The sequence below is a fragment of the Kibdelosporangium aridum genome (assembly GCF_900176515.1).
Taxonomy (GTDB): domain Bacteria; phylum Actinomycetota; class Actinomycetes; order Mycobacteriales; family Pseudonocardiaceae; genus Kibdelosporangium; species Kibdelosporangium aridum.
The window spans coordinates 494,476-511,445 of the sequence record NZ_FWXV01000004.1; the positions used below are offsets into that span (position 1 = coordinate 494,476).

Here is a 16,970-nt window from a genome sequence, read left to right on the forward strand (position 1 = left end):
GCGTCGTCCTGGTGGCCCTTGTGCCACTGGGATTTCTCACCTTGTTCTTCGCGTGGCCGGTGGTGGCGATCATCGGCCTTGGCGCGCGCGCCCAGATGCTCGTCACGCTCACCAGCCCCGACACCTGGCAGCTGGTCGCGTTCACGCTCGGGCAGGCCGCGGCGTCCACAGTGGTCGCCATCGCCGCCGGGATGCCGTTGGCGTTCCTGCTCGCTCGGTGCAAGCTGCCTGGCAAAGCCGCCATACAGGCGATCGTGCTCGTGCCGTTCGTACTTCCGACCGTCGTCGTGGGGCTGGCGTTCCGCAGTTTGATGCCGGACGGCGGCGTGTGGTCGATCATCCTGGCCAACGCGTTCTTCAACGTCGCCGTGGTGGCACGCACTGTCGGCGGGCTGTGGGCGAACACGGACCGGCGCGCCGAGGACGCGGCGCGGGCGCTGGGTGCCACCAAGATCAAGGCGTTCACGGCGGTTACGCTGCCCGCGCTCACCCCCGCCATCGGTTCTGCTGCTGCGGTCGTCTTCCTCTTCTGCAGCACCAGTTTCGGCGTTGTGCTGATCCTGGGTGGTGCCGAGTACCGGACTTTGGAAACCGAGATCTACCTGCGTACGGTCCAGCTGTTCGATCTGCCTGGCGCGGCCGCGCTCTCGATCCTCCAGCTCGCGGCCGTGGTCACGGCTCTCGTCATCGGTGCCGTGGCTCGGAAAAGGCGGCAGGCGGCGCTGAAACTGCGTGGACGTCAGGAGACCGCGCGCAGGCCGGTGGGCGGTGAGTGGATCGTCGTCGGGATCGCGTACGCCGTGATCGTGCTGCTGCTCACCCCGATCGTCAGCCTGATCAGTCAGTCCAGTGTGGAGGGTTTCGCAGCCCTGTCCGGCACCGGGCACGACAACAGCTTGGAAGTCACCGGTTTCCGGGCAGCGATCAACTCGTTGAGCACGGCCACGGACGCGACCCTGCTAGCGCTTGTTCTAGGCGTGCTGTCGTCGGTCGCGTTGACGCAGCTGGGCAAGACGGCCGAGCTCGTCGACGTCGCCATGATGCTGCCGCTCGGCGTGTCGGCGGTCACGGTCGGCTTCGGCTATCTGATCACGCTGGACGCTCTGCCCGGCGACCTGAGGACCTCGCCGCTCCTGGTCCCGTTGGCGCAGGCGATCGTGGTGACTCCGCTGATCATCCGGATCCTCCTGCCGGTCTTGAGATCCATCGACGACAGGCTCAGGCAGGCCGCGAGCACGCTGGGCGCCAGTCCAGTACGAGTGTGGCTTGAGGTGGATCTTCCGTTGGCCGGGCGGTCGTTGGTGACCGCGGCGGCCTTCGGCTACGTCGTCGCCCTTGGCGAGTTCGGTGCGACGAGCTTTCTGGCGAGACCGGACGCGCCCACTCTGCCGATCGCTATCGGCCGACTGATCTCGCGGCCTGGCGAGCTGAACAACCAGATGGCGTACGCCGCCTGCACCCTGCTGATGGTGGTCACGATCGCGGTCGCCGTCCTGATCGAACGTTTCCGGACCACGGTGGAGGAGTTCTGATGCGGATCCGGAGCCTTGCCATAAGGAACATGACGGTCCAATTCGGACAGCTGACCGCCGTTGACGACGTCGACCTGGACATCGGCAGCGGGGAAGTCGTGGCCCTCCTTGGCCCCTCCGGCTGCGGCAAGTCGACGTTGTTGCGGGCGGTCGCGGGCCTCGAACCGCAAGCCGAAGGCGCGATCCTGTGGGGCGACGAGGACCTGACCAAGATGCCGGTGCACAAGCGCGGTATCGGCCTGGTGTTCCAGGACGGCCAGCTCTTCCCGCACCGGGACGTCGCCGGGAACATCAAGTTCGGCCTGCGGATGCACAAGATCTCCGACCCGCGACGGGTCGACGAGCTGCTCGATCTTGTCGGTCTCACCGGCTACCAGAAACGACGGGTCACGCAGCTGTCCGGCGGCGAACAGCAACGCGTCGCACTTGCCCGGGCGCTTGCTCCAAGACCACGACTGCTGCTGCTCGACGAACCGCTGTCGGCGCTGGACCGAGCTCTCCGGGAACAACTCGCACTGGATCTGGCGAGGTTGCTCAGGAGAGCGGGAACGTCGGCGCTAGTGGTCACCCACGACCACGACGAAGCGTTCACGCTGGCCGACCGGGTCGCCTTGATGCGCAAAGGAAAGATCGTCCAGACGGGCACCGCGGAACAGGTCTGGCGGCACCCGGTCGACGAAGCCACCGCGATCTTCCTCGGCTGCGGCACGATCATGCGGGCGGACATCAGGAACGGCACGGCCAGGTTCGATCTCGGCGAGGTCCGCATCCCCTGGGCGCCCGACGGCCGTCACCAGATCGGCCTGCGCCCCAACGCACTCGTCGCCGACCCGAACGGACCGCTGCACGGCGAAGTGAGCGGGCGGGTGCACCGTCGCGACCACGTCCGGCTCCTGGTGAAGCTGGAACACCGCGAGGTGGACGCGGTCGCGGGCATCGCGGACGCCCCCGAACCCGGTCAGCCGGTCACGCTCAGGCTCGACCCGGACGGTCTAGCTGTCCTTGGTGACCATCCGGGCAAGGGCGAGTGAGTAGCCGATCACGATGTAGCAGACCGCCCGCAGCAAGCCGATCACCAGGTTGTCCGGCGGGATCGGGTCACGAAGGAAGTCCACGATGTAGTTCCAGCTGTCGGTGATCAGGAACGGGTCCATCCAGTTGAGCACCGGGATCTGGCTGAGCAGGCCGAACACGAACAGCCCGCCGATCACCGACGCCATCACCAGCAGCGGGTGCTCGGTCGTGGCGGACACCGCGAGCGCGATCGCGCCGATCGCCCACATCTGCACGATGACCCACCCGGTGGCGACCAGCACTCGCCAAAGTCCTTCTCCCACCGACAGTGTCGAGCCGGAGATGGACACGAGGTTGTCCGGCCCCGCGATGATCAAGCCCGTGATGAACGCGATCATCGCGGTCGTCAGTGCCGCGCCCGCGGACACGACCGCGACGCCGAAAGCCTTCACGGCCAACAACCGGACCCGGCTCACCGGCGCCAGCAACAAGCTGCGCAACGTGCCGTGCGAAGCCTCACCGGCGAGCGCGTCCGATGCCGTGATGGTCGTGCCCAGCGGCAGGAAGAACACCATGGTCGTGGACAACACGAGCACTGGCAGCATGAACGCGTTCCCGGCCACGGTCGCGACCATCGACTGGTCACGCGTCGCCTGGACCGGGTCGTCGATCACCTGCGTGCCGATCCCGAACACGATCGGGTACAAAGCCAGCAGCCCGAGCAGGATCAACGTCCTCGGCCGCCGGTAGATCCAGCGCAGTTCGGAGCGCAGCAACCGGAAGATGGGCGCCCTCACCGGCGCGAGCGTGGTCATGACGTCTCCGTGAGCTGCGCGAAGAGGTCTTCGAGGCCGGTGCGCTGCCGGTGCACCTCGTACACCGGGATGTCGGCACGCACCAACGTCGCCACCACCTCTGGAGCTGTGGTCGCGGTCAGGTCGACGAGCAGGCCGTCGGGCACTGCCCGAGCGGGAATCCTGTTGTCCCGCAACGCGTCAACAGCTGCCGTGATCTCCGGTGTGGACACCAGCAGTCCGGCGTTCGACGCCTCGAGCAGGTCCTTGAGCTCGCCCTGGGCGACCACGGTTCCCTGGTGCAGCACGGCAACGTGGGTGCACGTCGCCTCCACTTCGGACAGCAGGTGCGACGACACCAGCACGGTCGTCCCGGCCGCGTGCAGGTCCGCGATCACCGCACGGACCTCCCGGGTGCCTGCGGGGTCGAGGCCGTTCGTCGGTTCGTCCAGCACCACGAACCGCCGTGGCACGAGCAAGGCCGCAGCCAAACCCATGCGTTGCTTCATGCCGAGCGAGTAGCCGCGGTAGCGCCGGTTTGCCGCACTTGCCAGGCCGACGCGCTCCAGAGCCTCGTCGACCGCGCCCGCGATCGCCGACGACTTCAGCAGCGGCTCAGCCGCCGCGCAGCGCAGCAAGTTCTCCCGCCCGGAGAGGAACGGGTGGAAGCCCGGGCCCTCGACCAGGGCGCCGACCTGCGGCAACACTGCTTGGGCGGCCTCAGGCAAGCGGGCGCCGAACAGTTCGATCTCACCGGCGGTCGGCGTGGTCAGGCCGAGCATCATCCGGATGGTCGTGGTCTTGCCCGACCCGTTCGGACCGAGCATCCCCAGCACTGAACCCTCCGGGACGTCGAGGTCGACGTGGTCGACCGCGACCGTGCTGCGGTAGAGCTTGCGCAGGCCGCGTGTTCTTGCGGCCAACATGGGGGTGGGCACGGCCTCGGCCGTGCCCACCCCGGTTGTTTCAGCGAACGTCACTTAACCTGTCCGATGGCCTCGGTGAGCACCTGCTCCGGGACGGCGCCGACCGCCACCCGGCCGTCGGTGGTGACCAGGGCGGTCGCCACCTTGGTGCTGAAAACGTACCCGGTTCCGTACGGGCCCGAGACCTCCTTGGCGAAGGACTTCAGCATCGAGTTGACGTCCATGCCCTGGCCACGGCCGTTGCCCTTGGCCTGGCCGAGCATTGAGTTCAGGTCACCCGGCAGCTTGGCCACCGCGGTGGTGTCCCAGCCCTCGCCGACGAACTGCAGGTTCAGCCCGCTCAGGAAGTCCTCCATGCCCTTGCGCGCCTTGGCCGGGTCGGGCGGCACGTCGGAGTCCGTGCGCTCCTTGACCGTCGCGCCCGGCGGCGGGGTGAACTTGAACAGGTTCGCGTCCTGCGGCCCCACGGTCAGCTCGGTGAACTCGACCTTCAGCGCCGGGTCGGCCTGCCCGTTGGCCAGCACCTGCAGCCGCAGCGGCAGGCGGGTCTCCGAGTCGACCGCGACCCGGATCTCCCGCAGCAGCGTCCGCTCGGTCGGCTTGGGCGTGACGACCAGCTCGTACGCGGGGCGCGTGGCCACGCGTGCGGTGCCGTCCACCTTCACGTCGCTGTACTGGCGAACCAGGCCGAGCAGGTCCTTGCCGATGGTCGCCGGGTCCTTGCCCGCCAGCTTCTCGGGCGTGGCCTCCTGGCCGTGCGGGACCTTGGTGACCGTGTTCTCGGCCGAGTCCCAGATCCACGCCGTGCCGCCGTCCTCGACGAAGGTCTTCTCCGAGGTGCGGTCGGGCAGCGTGGCCCGGAACCGGTTCTGCCCGTCGGCCCAGACCGACGCGGAGCCGATGCCGTCGAGCAGCTTGATCGGCAGGCCGAGGTTCTCCTGCGCCGAGACCTTGCCGGCCAGTGCCGGGATCTTGGCGTTGGCCACCGACTCGACCAGCTGCTCGGCACTGATCTGCGGCAGCACCGGGGGCGGCTCGTCGGCGCCGGCTGGGAGGGCCAGTACACCGAGCCCGACCACGCCGGCGAGAACGCCCGCCCCCGCGACGGCCAATGCCGTCCTCTTGGTGTTCATCTTCCAACTCCCCGTTGTCGCGTCATGTGATGTTCCCGCAAGACAGAGACTGCCTGCCAGCACCTGAGATGAGGCTGAGACGCTGAGAGAAAGCTCAGAAATCCCGGCTGGAAAGCTGAGAGACAGGCATGCTGTGCGCGTGAGACCTCGGGTTCTGGTGGTTGACGACGAACCGGGCGTGCGCCGGGCGCTGCAGCGTGGCCTGACCGGCGAAGGCATGGACGTGGTGGTGGCCGCGGACGGCCCGAGCGCGCTGCAGATCGCGCGGACCGGGTCGTTCGACGCCATCCTGCTCGACATCATGCTGCCGGGTTTGTCCGGTTATCGCGTGCTGCAGGCGCTGCGAGCAGAGGGCGTCCGCACGCCCGTGCTGCTGGTCTCGGCCAAGGACGGTGAGATCGACCAGGCCGACGGGCTCGACCTCGGTGCCGACGGCTACCTGGTCAAACCGTTCTCGTTCGTGGTGCTGGTCGCGCAGGTACGGGCGTTGCTGAGACGAGGCGCGGTCGAGGGCTCCGGCCAACGGCTCCGGCTGGGGGAGCTCGTAGTGGACCGGGCCGCGCGGCAGGTCAGCATGTCCGGTGAGCCCGTGTCGCTCAGTCCACGGGAGTTCGCCGTGCTCGACGTACTGGCCAGCCGCGCGGGCTCAGTGGTCACGAAGGACGAGCTGCTCAAGGCCGTCTGGGGTGACGAGCAGGCGGCGACACGCAACGCCGTCGAGGTGTACGTCGGCTATCTGCGGCGCAAGCTCGACGCGGTCGGCGCCGGGTCCATCGTCCGTACGGTCCGTGGTCACGGTTATCTGGCGTCCACCGGCGAGATCGACGCAGTGATGGGTCCGTGAGCAAAGTCAAAGAGGCGTGGTTCCGCCGATCCGTACGGTTTCGCATCGCGACCATGGCCACCGCGGCGACGCTGATCATCCTGCTGGCGTTGGCGTGGTTCAGCGGTCGTGGCATCGGCGGGCTGCTGATCAACTCGGCGGACCGGGAGCTGCAGCCGATCCTCGACGCCGCGATCGCGGACGTCGCCGCGGGCCGGATACCGCATCCTGACACGCCGTACGTGCAGGTCAGGGTGCTCGACACGGCTGGAACGCCCAAGGACAACCTGCCGGATCCCGGCCTGAAGGAGTGGGCGCTGCGGGATTTGAAGGGCGCCGAGCCGGTCCTGCAGTACTCGGACGACCCGCCGACGCGATGGATCGGCACGGTCGTGACAGCGCCTGACGGCCAGCAAAGGCTGGTCGTCGCGGGCGCCGGACTCGCGGGTTACCAGCAGGCGCAACACGTTGGCCTGAACTGGCTGCTGCTCGCCGGTGTGCTCGGCGCCGCCGCGACCGGGATCGCCACGTGGTTCGCCGTGCGGTCCTCGCTGCGCCCGGTCGAACGCATGCGGGTCGCAGCATCCCGATTGCCTGCTGGCCAACGACTTCCGTTGCCCGACTCGCACGACGAGCTGCGGTCGTTGGCTGAAAGCATGAACTCCCTGTTGGATCGCCGGGACGAAGCCACCGAACGCTTGCGGCGCTTCACCGGCGACGCCGCACACGAGCTGCGGTCCCCGGTCGCGTCCATCCGGGTGCAGGCCGAGGTCGCCGTGGCGAACCCGGATCCCGTGCTGTCCCAGGAGGTTCTGGCGGACATCGTGCACGAGTCGGTCCGGCTGTCCACATTGGTGGACGGGTTGCTCACGCTCGCCCGGTCGGACGCGGGTGAGGTGCCTGCCGCGGAACCGGTCGATCTGGTCGCGGCGGCCGAGGCAGCGATTTCCCGCTGTACCACCGAAACACCACGGGTGACGCTGCAGGCGCCGACCGGATCGGCCTGGGTTCTGGCCGCACCGGCCGAAGTGGACCTCGTACTGGACAACTTGCTACGCAACGCGGTGCTGTACGCGCGTGCTCACGTGACCGTCGGGGTGTTGCCTGCGGGCGGGGCCATCCGGTTGGTCGTGGACGACGACGGCCCAGGCGTCGCCCCTGAGCATCGGGAAAAGGTGTTCGACCGGTTCTACCGGGTCCAGGACGACCGGGCGAGGCAGACCGGCGGATCCGGCCTGGGGCTCGCCCTGGTCGCCGAACTCGTCCGACGGCGCGGCGGGACCGTCCTGGTCACCGAGTCGCCCGACGGGGGCGCGCGGTTCCAGGTCCGCTGGAAGTCCCTCTAGGAGAGGAGTTTGACCGCTCCGGACGGGCACAACGTGGCCGCCTGGCGCACCACGGACTCCTCGTCCGCGCTCGGCTCCTCGTGCAGCACCATCACGATGCCGTCGTCGTCCTGGTCGAACACCTCGGGTGCGGTCAGCACACACATGCCCGCGCCGACGCACACATCCCGGTCACCTTCTACGTGCATATCCCACTCCTACCACTAGTCGCGCCTGGAGAACGCCCTTGTCAGCACAATGTCAGGAAACGCGGGCTACCACGTCACCGGCAGTGCGTTGACCCCTTGGATCGTCGTGGCCGGTCGCAGGTCCAGCTCGTCGACCGGTACGGCGAGGCGCAGCCCCGGGACCCGCTCGAACAACGTCGGAAGGGCCAGCCGCAGTTCCACTCTGGCCAGGTTCTGGCCGAGGCACTGGTGCACGCCGAAGCCGAAGGCGACGTGGTGGTTGGCCTGCCGGGCGACGTCGAACCGGTCCGGGTGCTCGAACGCGGCCGGGTCCCTGTTGACGATGCTGGCCGCGAACACGATGCCGTCACCCGCCTTGATGACCTCACCGGCGATCTCGATGTCCTCGACGGCCACCCTGAGCAATGCGGTCTCCACAATGGTCAGGTACCGCAGCAGTTCCTCCACCGCACCTGCCACCGTGCCCGCGTCGGACCGGAGCGCCGCGAGCTGGTCCGGGTGCTCGAGCAAGGTGATCACGCCGAGCGAGATCATCGACGACGTGGTCTCGTGGCCCGCGCCAAGCAGCAGCATCGACGTGACGACGAGGTCATCGAGGGACATCGCGCCGGTGCCGACCTGTTCTTCCTTCAGTCGCGCGATCAACCCCGGTGGCGGGTCCTGTGCCAGCGCGGACAAGTAGGCCAGCAGGGATCCGACGGCCTCGCCCGAGTCCTTCGGGTCTCTGGACTGCACGATGGTCCTGGTCTGCCGCTGGAAGAACTCGTGGTCCTCCCACGGCACCCCGAGCATCCGGCTGATCACCAGCGACGGGATCGGCAGCGAGTACGCGGTGACCAGGTCGGCGGGCGGGCCCGCGGCGAGCATCGCGTCGATCGTGGCGTGCACGATCTTCTCGATCTCCGGCTGGAGCTCCTTCAGCCGCCGGACGGTGAACTCCGAGATCAGCATGCGCCGGACCCGGTTGTGCTCGGGGTCGTCACGCACGATGAACGGCCGGTTCGGCGAGGTCTGCACGGCCGCGATGGCGGGCGGCATGATCATCGGGAAGCCCTTGTTGGTGCGGTCCGATGAGACTCGCGAGTCGGCCAGCAGCGCGCGTGCCTGCTCGTACCCCGAGATGACCCACGCTTCCTGGCCGTTGATGAGCTGTGTTCTGCGCAGCGGAGGGCCTTCGCGCAGCTCGTCATAGCCGGGTGCGGGGTGATACGGGCAGGTCCGTGCCTGTGGGTAAGTGATCATTTCTTCCCCCTGTGGCTTGTTACCACTACCATGGCAATAACTCTACGCGCGTTGAATTAATCGGCGCAACGCTTTTCGGTCGATGAATCTGCAGGTCATCGGCCATTTTGTGGTGCGTGTGACTATGCTTTGCGGCGTGCAGGTTGATCACCGGAAAGGACCACGCAGGCGCGGCGAGGCGCTCGAGGACGCGATCCTGCGAGCCGCTATCGAAGAGCTGGCCGAGGTCGGCTACACCGCGGTGAGCATGGAACGGATCGCCATCAGGGCACGAACCAGCAAAGCCGCGCTGTACCGGCGATGGTCCGGGCGGCCGGACCTGATCATCGACGCGTACTTCAAACTCGCCGCGTCCGATATCGACGTCCCGGACACCGGCAGCCTGCGCGCCGACGTGATCGCCTTGTTGCGGCGCACGGCGGATCGCGCCACGCCCGCGATGCTGCACCTCGTCTTCGGGGTGCTGGCCGACGCGGGCACGAACGAGGAACTGAAGACCAAGATCCGCGAGCGGCTGGCGTTGCTGAAACCCAAGCAGATGCACGGAATCCTGGAGCGGGCCGAGGCGCGCGGCGAGGCCCGTGGCGGGCTGCCGGAACGGCTGCGGACGCTGCCGTTGGACTTGATACGCAACGAGATCCTGCAGTACGCGGGCGGACCGAACGTGCCGGACGAGGTCATCGAGGAGATCGTCGACCAGGTCTTCCTGCCGTTGGTGCGCGCCTGATGCCCGCGCTGCGCACCACGGCCCTCATCGAAGCACCTGCCCGAACCGTTGCCGGAGCGTGGATCGAGCTCGTTTCCAAGCGTGCGCACCTGGTCTCGGTATCAGCGGGCAAGATCGCCGCTGTGCTGCCCGGCAGGACGTTCCGAGCCGCGCGGCTGACCGGGACGTGTGCCTCGACGGCAGCGGGGACCTTGCTGACGTGTGAGCTGTCCTGGTTGTCGCCCAACGCTTTCGTGGACGGGATCGCAGTACGCCGACCGGTGTTGTCGTTGCTCGGCTCGGTTGCGGAGGGCACTCGGGCGCGGGCCGTCGAACTGGCCGACGCGCCCGTGATCGTGGGCACCGCGATTGTCCGCGACGGCCGGATTTTGGCTCAGCAGCGGGCTTTCCCGGAAGAAGTCGCGGGAATGTGGGAGCTGCCGGGCGGTCGCGTCGAGCCGGGCGAGACCGATGAAGAGGCTGTTCGCCGGGAATGCCAGGAGGAACTCGGCATCGAGGTGTCACCCGGCGCCGCGATCGGGCCGGATGTCGTTCTGCCAGGCGGAAAACTGCTGCGGATCTACCAGGCGTCCACCGATTCGGATCCGGTGGCGGTTGAGCACGAGGCGGTGCGCTGGTTGAGCTGCGACGAACTGGACGACGTGGAGTGGCTGCCCGCGGATCGCATTCTGCTGCCGGTCTTCCGTGCCCTCGTGGACGGTTAGGCCCACGAGGGCACGTGATCTTCAACCGATCCCGGCAAGGCGGAGCACGGACGCCAGCCGATGCGCGCCGCGCTGGGCGGCCCGTTCGGCGCCGGTCGCCCGGATCCGATCGAGCCCGGCCGGATCCGCCAACAGGTCCTGGGTGCGTTTGCGGACGTCACGCAGTTCCTCGATGACCGCGTCGGCCACGGTCTCCTTCAGTACGCGATAGGAGCCGATGCCCTCGGCCGCCTTCTTCGGCGACTGCCCGGTGCACGCGCCCAGGATCTCCAGCAGGTTCGCCACGCCCGGCTGGTGCTCCGGCCGGTACTCGACCCGGTCGGCCGTGTCGGTCACCGCCCGCCGGAACTTGCGCCTGATCATGTCCGGCTCGTCCAGCACGAACACCACGCCGGCTTCGTCCCGTGTGGACTTGGCCATCTTGCGGTCCGGGCTGGCCAGGTCACGGATGCGCGCGCCCACTTTCGGCATCACCGCCTTCGGCACGACGAACGCCTCGCCATAGGTGGTGTTGAACCGCCGGGCGAGCGCCCGCGCCAGTTCGACGTGCTGCGCCTGGTCGTCGCCGACCGGGACCTCGTCCGCACCCGGCAACAGGATGTCCGAGGCCATCAGCACCGGATAGGTCAGCAGGCCAAGCCGTATCGTCTTGGCGCCGGTGGACTTCTCCTTGAACTGGGTCATCCGTGACACCTCGCCGAACGTGCACGTGCACTCCAAGACCCAGGTCAGCGTGGACAGCTGGGTGGCGATATCGGATTGCACGAACACGCTCCGCGGGTTGATGCCCGAGCCGATCAGCACGGCGAGCATCTCCTTGCTGAGCGCTCTGAGGCGCTGCGGGTTGTACGCCGTCGTCATCGCGTGCATGTCGCTGACGAAGTACAGGTCCTCGGCCGCGCCCTCACGGGCCCACCGCCGCAGCGCTCCCAGGTAGTTGCCCACGTGGACGCGCCCGGACGGGGTGATCCCGGACAGTCTGGTCATGGTGTGTCCTCCCTCTTGAACGGACTTGGGCCGCCGCCGGGAGACACAAAAAAGGCCGCCCGGTCGGGGCGGCCTGTGGCACTCAGCGCACAGCGAGTCGGCCGCCTGGGGCGGCCCACCACATCTGGGTGCTGCTGTGCATGGCCCGAGGGTAGCAGGGCCGCATAAAGAACGCGTATATGCGGCGCTGATTTGATTCCGATAGCGCTATGCCAGGCGTACCGTAAATCGCATGTACATCGTGATGCTGGCCTACAAAGCGCCAATAGAAGAGATCGACTATCTGCTGCCTGATCATATGGAATGGCTCAGCAGGCACTATGACGCCGGGCACTTTCTGTGCTCGGGCCGTCAGCCGAGCAAGACCGGCCGGGTGATCATCACCCGTCCGATGCCCCGAGCCAAGCTGGAAGCCTTGCTGGCCACGGATCCGCTCGAGATGGCGCGGATGGTCCGGCACGAGGTCGTCGAGTTCGAGGCGACCCGGACAGCCCCGGAGATGTCCAGGGTCAACGAGGCGCTGGCCAGCTAGCGAGAAATATGTCGGTACGAAAAGTTTCGGTATGCACCGAACTGCCCGGATCGACCGCCTGCCGGTCCGGGCCGACCTATCCGGAAATGGGCTTTTGAATAAACGTTTACTTTATCCTGGCATAATCGAGGTATGACCTGCCTTCTGGTGACGCCGTGGTGGCGTGACCGCCGTCCCAGCCAATTGGTCGCCGACGGTGATCTTGCGGTCACCCGAGTGGTGGACTGGGATCACCCGCGGGTCAACGCGTTGGTTTCCCGCGTCCCCGCCGGCAAGCCACTTGATCTTCTCCGTTCCGCGCACCAGCTGATCGCTTCCACCGTGCGTCCGGTGTATGCGTTGAACGACACCCAACCCGTTTCGCGCACGCTGCAACGTGGCCGTGGCTCATGCAGCCAACGCCTTGCCGTGCTTGAGGCCGTCGCGCGTGCCTACGGCATTCCGACGCGAGTGCGAGGTCTGGTTGTCGACGGTCGCTTCTGGTACCCGCGCTTCCGGCGCTTCCGCTACGCCGTGCCGTCCCAGGTTGTGCTGGCGTGGCCGGAGTTCTATGTAGACGAGACATGGCTTGGCGCTGCCGAACTGTTCGGCAGCTTGCCGTCACGAAGTGCGTGTGGCGCCTTCACCAATGCCGACGGAGAGACGCTCTTCGACGCGCTGTCGCGTACCGCGGTCGACTGGGACGGTGTGACGTGCACGGCATGCGACCTGTCGGCGACCGTGCTCACCGACCTCGGCAGGTACTCGTCACGAGATGAACTCTTCGCGAAACACGGGCAAACCCTGTGCACGCCGGTCAGGGTGCTGGCAGATCCGGTGCTGAGCAGGTGGGCGCCGGTCTAGGCGGCGATCTGCTTGGCTTTGCGCAACGCGAGAACCGGGCACTTGCCGCAGCGGTCCTTCGACTTGCAGCACTTCTTCTTGACCTTGCCCGCCTTCATGAGGTTGCGCACGGTTTCCGCGGGCGTCTTGCCCACGTATTTGGCCTTGATCTTCTTGCCCACGCACGCTCCAACCTTGACGGGTCGAAGTAAGGCTAGGGTAACCTTTCTTGATCGTCCTGTGCGGCTGGTCACACCTTTGGTCAGGGTAACCTTTCGGCTGGGCCTCGTCCGCATGGAAGCGTGAGGCCATCCCCATACTCGAGGTACAGGAGCTCTCGCGTGCCCGCATCGGCCACTGTCAGCAGGACCCGCACGGACCTGCGCAACGTCGCCATTGTGGCGCACGTCGACCACGGTAAGACCACTCTCGTCGACGCCATGCTGCGTCAATCCGGGGCGTTCGCGGCGCGGGCGGAGGTGGTTGACCGCGTGATGGACTCCGGCGAACTCGAGCGGGAGAAGGGCATCACGATCCTGGCCAAGAACACGGCCGTGCGCAGGCAGACCCCGGACGGCGTGGTGACCATCAACGTGGTCGACACCCCCGGGCACGCCGACTTCGGTGGCGAGGTGGAGCGCGGACTGTCCATGGTCGACGGCGTCCTGCTGCTCGTCGACGCCAGCGAAGGCCCGTTGCCGCAGACCCGTTTCGTGCTGCGCAAGGCGCTGGCCGCGGGCCTGCCCGTGGTGCTCGTGGTGAACAAGGTGGACCGCCCGGACGCCCGGATCGAGGAGGTCGTCAGCGAGAGCCACGACCTGCTGCTGGACCTGGCCGGTGACCTTGATCTGGAAGACCTCGACGCGGTGCTGGACCTGCCGGTGGTCTACGCCTCCGCACGCGCCGGTCGTGCCTCGCTGACCCAGCCCGCCGACGGCGGCCTGCCGGACAGCGAGAACCTCGACCCGCTGTTCGACGTGCTGCTGCAGCACATCCCGTCGCCCACCGGCGACCCTGAGGCCCCGCTGCAGGCGCTGGTGACCAACCTGGACGCCTCCAGCTTCCTCGGCCGGATCGCGCTGTGCCGGATTCACGCGGGCAAGCTGCGCAAGGGCCAGACCGTCGCATGGTGCCGCGCGGACGGAGCGGTCTCGAACGTCCGGATCGCCGAGCTGATGATCACCGAGGCGCTCGAGCGCGTGCCCGCTGAGGAGGCCTCGGCGGGTGACCTCGTGGCCATCTCCGGCATCCCGGACATCACCATCGGCGACACGCTCGCTGATGTGGACAACCCGGTGCCGCTGCCGCGGATCACCGTCGACGAGCCCGCCATCGCCATGACCATCGGTGTGAACACCTCGCCGCTGGCGGGTCGCAACGGCGGCACCAAGCTGACTGCCCGCGTGCTGAAGGCCCGGCTGGACGCCGAGCTCGTCGGCAACGTGAGCGTGAAGGTCCTGCCGACCGAGCGCCCGGACACCTGGGAGGTCCAGGGCCGTGGCGAACTCGCGCTGGCGATCCTGGTCGAGACGATGCGCCGGGAAGGCTTCGAGCTGACCGTCGGCAAGCCCCAGGTGGTCACCCGCACCATCGACGGCAAGCTGTGCGAGCCGTTCGAGCGCCTGACGATCGACGCGCCGGAGGAGCACCTCGGCTCGATCACGCAGCTGCTCGCGTCCCGCAAGGGAAAGATGGAGCACATGGGCGGCCACGGCACCGGCCGTATCCGGCTGGAGTACGTGGTCCCGGCCCGTGGCCTGATCGGCTTCCGCACGGAGTTCCTGACCGAGACGCGGGGAACTGGCATCGCCAACCACGTGTTCGAGGGCTACTTCCCGTGGGTGGGCGAACTGCGCACCCGCCACAGCGGTTCGTTGGTCGCCGACCGCACCGGCCCGATCACGGCGTACGCCATGATCCAGCTCGCCGACCGCGGCACGTTCTTCGTCGAGCCGGGCCAGGATGCCTACGAAGGCATGGTGGTGGGGGAGAACCCGCGCGCCGAGGACCTGGATGTCAACGTGGCACGGGAAAAGAAGCTGACCAACATGCGGTCGTCGACCGGTGACGAGCTCGAGCGCCTGGCTCGGCCGCGCAAGCTGGGCCTTGAGGAGGCGCTGGAGTTCTGCGCCAGTGACGAGTGCGTCGAGGTGGCCCCCAACGTCATCCGCGTGCGCAAGCTGATCCTCGACTCGACCCAGCGCGCCCGGGCTCGTTCCCGCGCCAAGACCCAGGGCTGACAAGAGTCACCAACGGGGGCCGTCACGAAAGTGGCGGCCCTCGTTGGCTTTCGCCATGTCCACACCAGATGCCGCGCCCGTAAATCAGCGCGTTCGGGTTATCCGCTCGCAATCAGGGGTTCTATCAGGGCTGATGTCGATCCCCTGTCGGTCATTCACACCAATTGGCCCACTGTGACCACCTGCACGTTTCGATTTCCTGGAAAACGGTCTATTCGGCGGACGCGATCCGGCCAGGGCTGGAAAACTCGGGTGCGTGGGTAGCGAGACAATGGCATCCTCTCAGCCAAGGGGGTGCCGAGCTGTGCGAATGGCAGTCGCAGTGGTCGCTGCGCTGATGCTTGCTGCCTGTTCTGTGACGCCACCGCCGCCGATCGTCGGCACAGTTCCGCCGGTACCTTCGGCTCCCGCGGCCAAACCGGGCGAGATCGTCGTCGGCGTCGACAGCATCGCCGGTGGTTACAACCCGCACGTCCTGGCTGACCAGTCCACAATCACCACCGCGCTGTCCACCATGCTCCTGCCGAGCGTGTTCCGGACCGCTCCGGATGGCAGTCCGCAGCTCGACCGCACGCTCATGGTCTCCGCGGATGTCACCAACACCGCGCCGTACACCGTCACCTACCGGCTGCGTGGTGACGCCGCGTGGTCAGATGGCGCGCCCATCGCCGCCGAGGACTTCCTGTACCTCCGCGAGCAGATGCGCGACGAGCCCGGTGGCGTCGACTCCGCGGGCTATCGCCAGATCACCGACATCAAGGCCGAGGAAAGCGGCAAGGTCGTCCAGGTCACCTTCGCCGCCTCCTACCCGGGCTGGCGGTCGCTTTTCTCCAGTCTTCTGCCCGCCCACCTGCTGAAAGACGCTCCCGGCGGCTGGGAGCAGGTGCTGGAGAGCTCGTTCCCGGCCACCGCGGGCCCGTTCTCGATCAAGCAGGTCGACGCGGCGCGTGGCGAGATCGTGCTGGAGCGCAACGAGCGCTACTGGGAGCAGCCCGCCGTCGCCGATCGGGTGATTCTGCGGCGGGCCGACCAGGCCGGGTTGACCGATGCCCTGCGAACCGGCCACGACCAGTTGGTCGTCGCGCGGACCGACGCGGGCGGCGTCGCGATGCTGCAGGCGCTGGGCGAGCGGGTCACCGTGAAATCCGCGCCGAGACCCACCGTCATCAGCCTTTTCCTCAAGCCGTCCGGGACCGACCTGGCCGACGAGCGAGTACGTACCGCGCTGGTCAACCTGCTGGACCGGGACGAGGTCATCAAGGTCGGCACCGGCGGCGGCCCGAGCCTGCGGGCCGACGCACTGGTCCTCGCGCCCTCACAGGCGGGATACGCCCCAACTGGCGCACCGCTGCATGATCAGGCCGCGGCGCAGTCCTTGCTCACCCAAGCCGGGTACTCGCTCACATCAGGCATCTGGACACGTGAAGGACGCCCTCTGGCGGTTACGCTGGGTGCGCCCGTCGACAAAGAGCCGTACCTGCTCGTCGCCAAGGAAGTCCAACGGCAGCTCGTCGCCGCCGGTGTCCAGGTCAAGCTCATCACCCCGGCCGCCGACCAGCTGATGCGGGTCAGCGGCACTGACGCGGGCCCCGACATCCTGATCGCGCCGCGTCCGGTCGGCGACAACCCGGCCGCTGTCATGGCGTCGGTCTACGGCTGCCCGACGAGCACGAACGACGCGAGCACGGTGCTGCCGGGCAATGTCATGGGCTTCTGCGACAGGAGCCTGCAACCCACGATCGACGCCGCATTGAACGCGTCGATGCCATTAACTGAAGCTATAGAGAAGGTCGAGCCGCGTCTATGGCGCCAAGCGGTCGCGGTCCCGCTGTTCCAATCGGCCGATTCAGTGGCCGCTCGCGCGGAATTGACAACCGGTGATCTGACCGCGCCGCTCAACGCGCCCTTCGCGTCCGCGGTCAGTTGGCAGCGCAAGCAAAACTAGCTCTCTGTGTCCGCT

At 67.6% G+C, this 16,970-nt stretch carries 17 protein-coding genes; 10 read left to right on the plus strand and 7 right to left on the minus strand.

The window, feature by feature from the left end:
* The first annotated feature begins 20 nt into the window (after positions 1-20).
* Positions 21-1,532 (plus strand): ABC transporter permease, encoded by a 1,512-nt coding sequence (locus B9C43_RS26095; RefSeq protein WP_143446588.1) that lies wholly within the window; start codon positions 21-23, stop codon positions 1,530-1,532.
* A gap of 29 nt (positions 1,533-1,561) precedes the next feature.
* The gene (locus tag B9C43_RS26100) at positions 1,562-2,563 is read left to right on the plus strand and encodes an ABC transporter ATP-binding protein (protein WP_235038834.1); all 1,002 of its coding nucleotides are present in this window, start codon (positions 1,562-1,564) and stop codon (positions 2,561-2,563) included.
* Here the strand turns inward: B9C43_RS26100 and B9C43_RS26105 are convergent.
* The 3 genes from B9C43_RS26105 to B9C43_RS26115 are packed head-to-tail and all read right to left on the minus strand — an operon-like array spanning position 2,525 to position 5,399.
* Entirely contained in the window at positions 2,525-3,361 is an 837-nt protein-coding gene (locus B9C43_RS26105) for an ABC transporter permease (protein ID WP_033389478.1), read from the minus strand. The two genes, B9C43_RS26100 and B9C43_RS26105, sit on opposite strands and share 39 nt — an antisense overlap.
* Positions 3,358-4,266, minus strand: a complete 909-nt coding sequence (locus tag B9C43_RS26110) for an ABC transporter ATP-binding protein (protein WP_051896968.1) — start codon at positions 4,264-4,266, stop codon at positions 3,358-3,360. The genes B9C43_RS26105 and B9C43_RS26110 overlap by 4 nt, the downstream gene beginning before the upstream one ends.
* A gap of 50 nt (positions 4,267-4,316) precedes the next feature.
* A complete protein-coding gene (locus B9C43_RS26115; RefSeq protein WP_084429676.1) occupies positions 4,317-5,399 on the minus strand; it encodes a LolA family protein in 1,083 nt (360 codons plus the stop codon).
* Positions 5,400-5,538: 139 nt separating this feature from the next.
* On the opposite strand from B9C43_RS26115, the gene B9C43_RS26120 reads away from it, so the two are divergent.
* Both B9C43_RS26120 and B9C43_RS26125 read left to right on the plus strand, forming a co-directional pair.
* On the plus strand, positions 5,539-6,243 hold the full coding sequence (locus tag B9C43_RS26120) for a response regulator transcription factor (protein ID WP_033389485.1): 705 nt from the start codon (positions 5,539-5,541) through the stop codon (positions 6,241-6,243).
* Entirely contained in the window at positions 6,240-7,568 is a 1,329-nt protein-coding gene (locus tag B9C43_RS26125; RefSeq protein WP_407657120.1) for a sensor histidine kinase, read from the plus strand. The genes B9C43_RS26120 and B9C43_RS26125 overlap by 4 nt, the downstream gene beginning before the upstream one ends.
* Here the strand turns inward: B9C43_RS26125 and B9C43_RS26130 are convergent.
* Both B9C43_RS26130 and B9C43_RS26135 read right to left on the minus strand, forming a co-directional pair.
* Entirely contained in the window at positions 7,565-7,756 is a 192-nt protein-coding gene (locus tag B9C43_RS26130; RefSeq protein ID WP_033389487.1) for a ferredoxin, read from the minus strand. The two genes, B9C43_RS26125 and B9C43_RS26130, sit on opposite strands and share 4 nt — an antisense overlap.
* A gap of 66 nt (positions 7,757-7,822) precedes the next feature.
* Positions 7,823-8,998, minus strand: coding sequence for a cytochrome P450 (locus tag B9C43_RS26135; protein WP_084429677.1), 1,176 nt, complete (start codon positions 8,996-8,998; stop codon positions 7,823-7,825).
* A 136-nt stretch (positions 8,999-9,134) separates the two neighbouring features.
* Between B9C43_RS26135 and B9C43_RS26140 the strand changes: the two genes are divergently transcribed.
* Positions 9,135-9,725 (plus strand): TetR/AcrR family transcriptional regulator, encoded by a 591-nt coding sequence (locus B9C43_RS26140; protein WP_235038835.1) that lies wholly within the window; start codon positions 9,135-9,137, stop codon positions 9,723-9,725.
* Positions 9,725-10,429 carry a (deoxy)nucleoside triphosphate pyrophosphohydrolase gene (locus tag B9C43_RS26145; RefSeq protein ID WP_084429678.1) on the plus strand — a complete coding sequence of 235 codons (705 nt, stop codon included), beginning with the start codon at positions 9,725-9,727 and terminating at the stop codon, positions 10,427-10,429. Before B9C43_RS26140 ends, B9C43_RS26145 begins: the two co-directional genes overlap by 1 nt.
* 21 nt (positions 10,430-10,450) lie before the next feature.
* Here the strand turns inward: B9C43_RS26145 and trpS are convergent, their stop codons facing one another.
* Positions 10,451-11,416: a tryptophan--tRNA ligase gene (trpS, locus tag B9C43_RS26150; protein ID WP_084429679.1), complete on the minus strand. Its 966-nt coding sequence runs from the start codon at positions 11,414-11,416 to the stop codon at positions 10,451-10,453.
* Between the two features lie 232 nt (positions 11,417-11,648).
* Here trpS and B9C43_RS26155 point away from each other — a divergent pair, with 232 nt between their 5' ends.
* Together B9C43_RS26155 and B9C43_RS26160 are read left to right on the plus strand one after the other, a co-directional pair.
* Positions 11,649-11,948, plus strand: a complete 300-nt coding sequence (locus B9C43_RS26155; protein WP_033389493.1) for a YciI family protein — start codon at positions 11,649-11,651, stop codon at positions 11,946-11,948.
* Positions 11,949-12,080: 132 nt separating this feature from the next.
* Entirely contained in the window at positions 12,081-12,791 is a 711-nt protein-coding gene (locus B9C43_RS26160) for a transglutaminase domain-containing protein (RefSeq protein ID WP_084429680.1), read from the plus strand.
* Here B9C43_RS26160 and B9C43_RS56865 read toward each other — a convergent pair.
* A complete protein-coding gene (locus tag B9C43_RS56865; RefSeq protein ID WP_160096699.1) occupies positions 12,788-12,952 on the minus strand; it encodes a hypothetical protein in 165 nt (54 codons plus the stop codon). The two genes, B9C43_RS26160 and B9C43_RS56865, sit on opposite strands and share 4 nt — an antisense overlap.
* A gap of 159 nt (positions 12,953-13,111) precedes the next feature.
* On the opposite strand from B9C43_RS56865, the gene typA reads away from it, so the two are divergent.
* Positions 13,112-15,010 (plus strand): translational GTPase TypA, encoded by a 1,899-nt coding sequence (gene typA / locus B9C43_RS26165; RefSeq protein ID WP_084429681.1) that lies wholly within the window; start codon positions 13,112-13,114, stop codon positions 15,008-15,010.
* A 310-nt stretch (positions 15,011-15,320) separates the two neighbouring features.
* A complete protein-coding gene (locus tag B9C43_RS26170) occupies positions 15,321-16,955 on the plus strand; it encodes an ABC transporter family substrate-binding protein (protein WP_033389496.1) in 1,635 nt (544 codons plus the stop codon).
* The last annotated feature ends 15 nt before the right edge of the window (positions 16,956-16,970 follow it).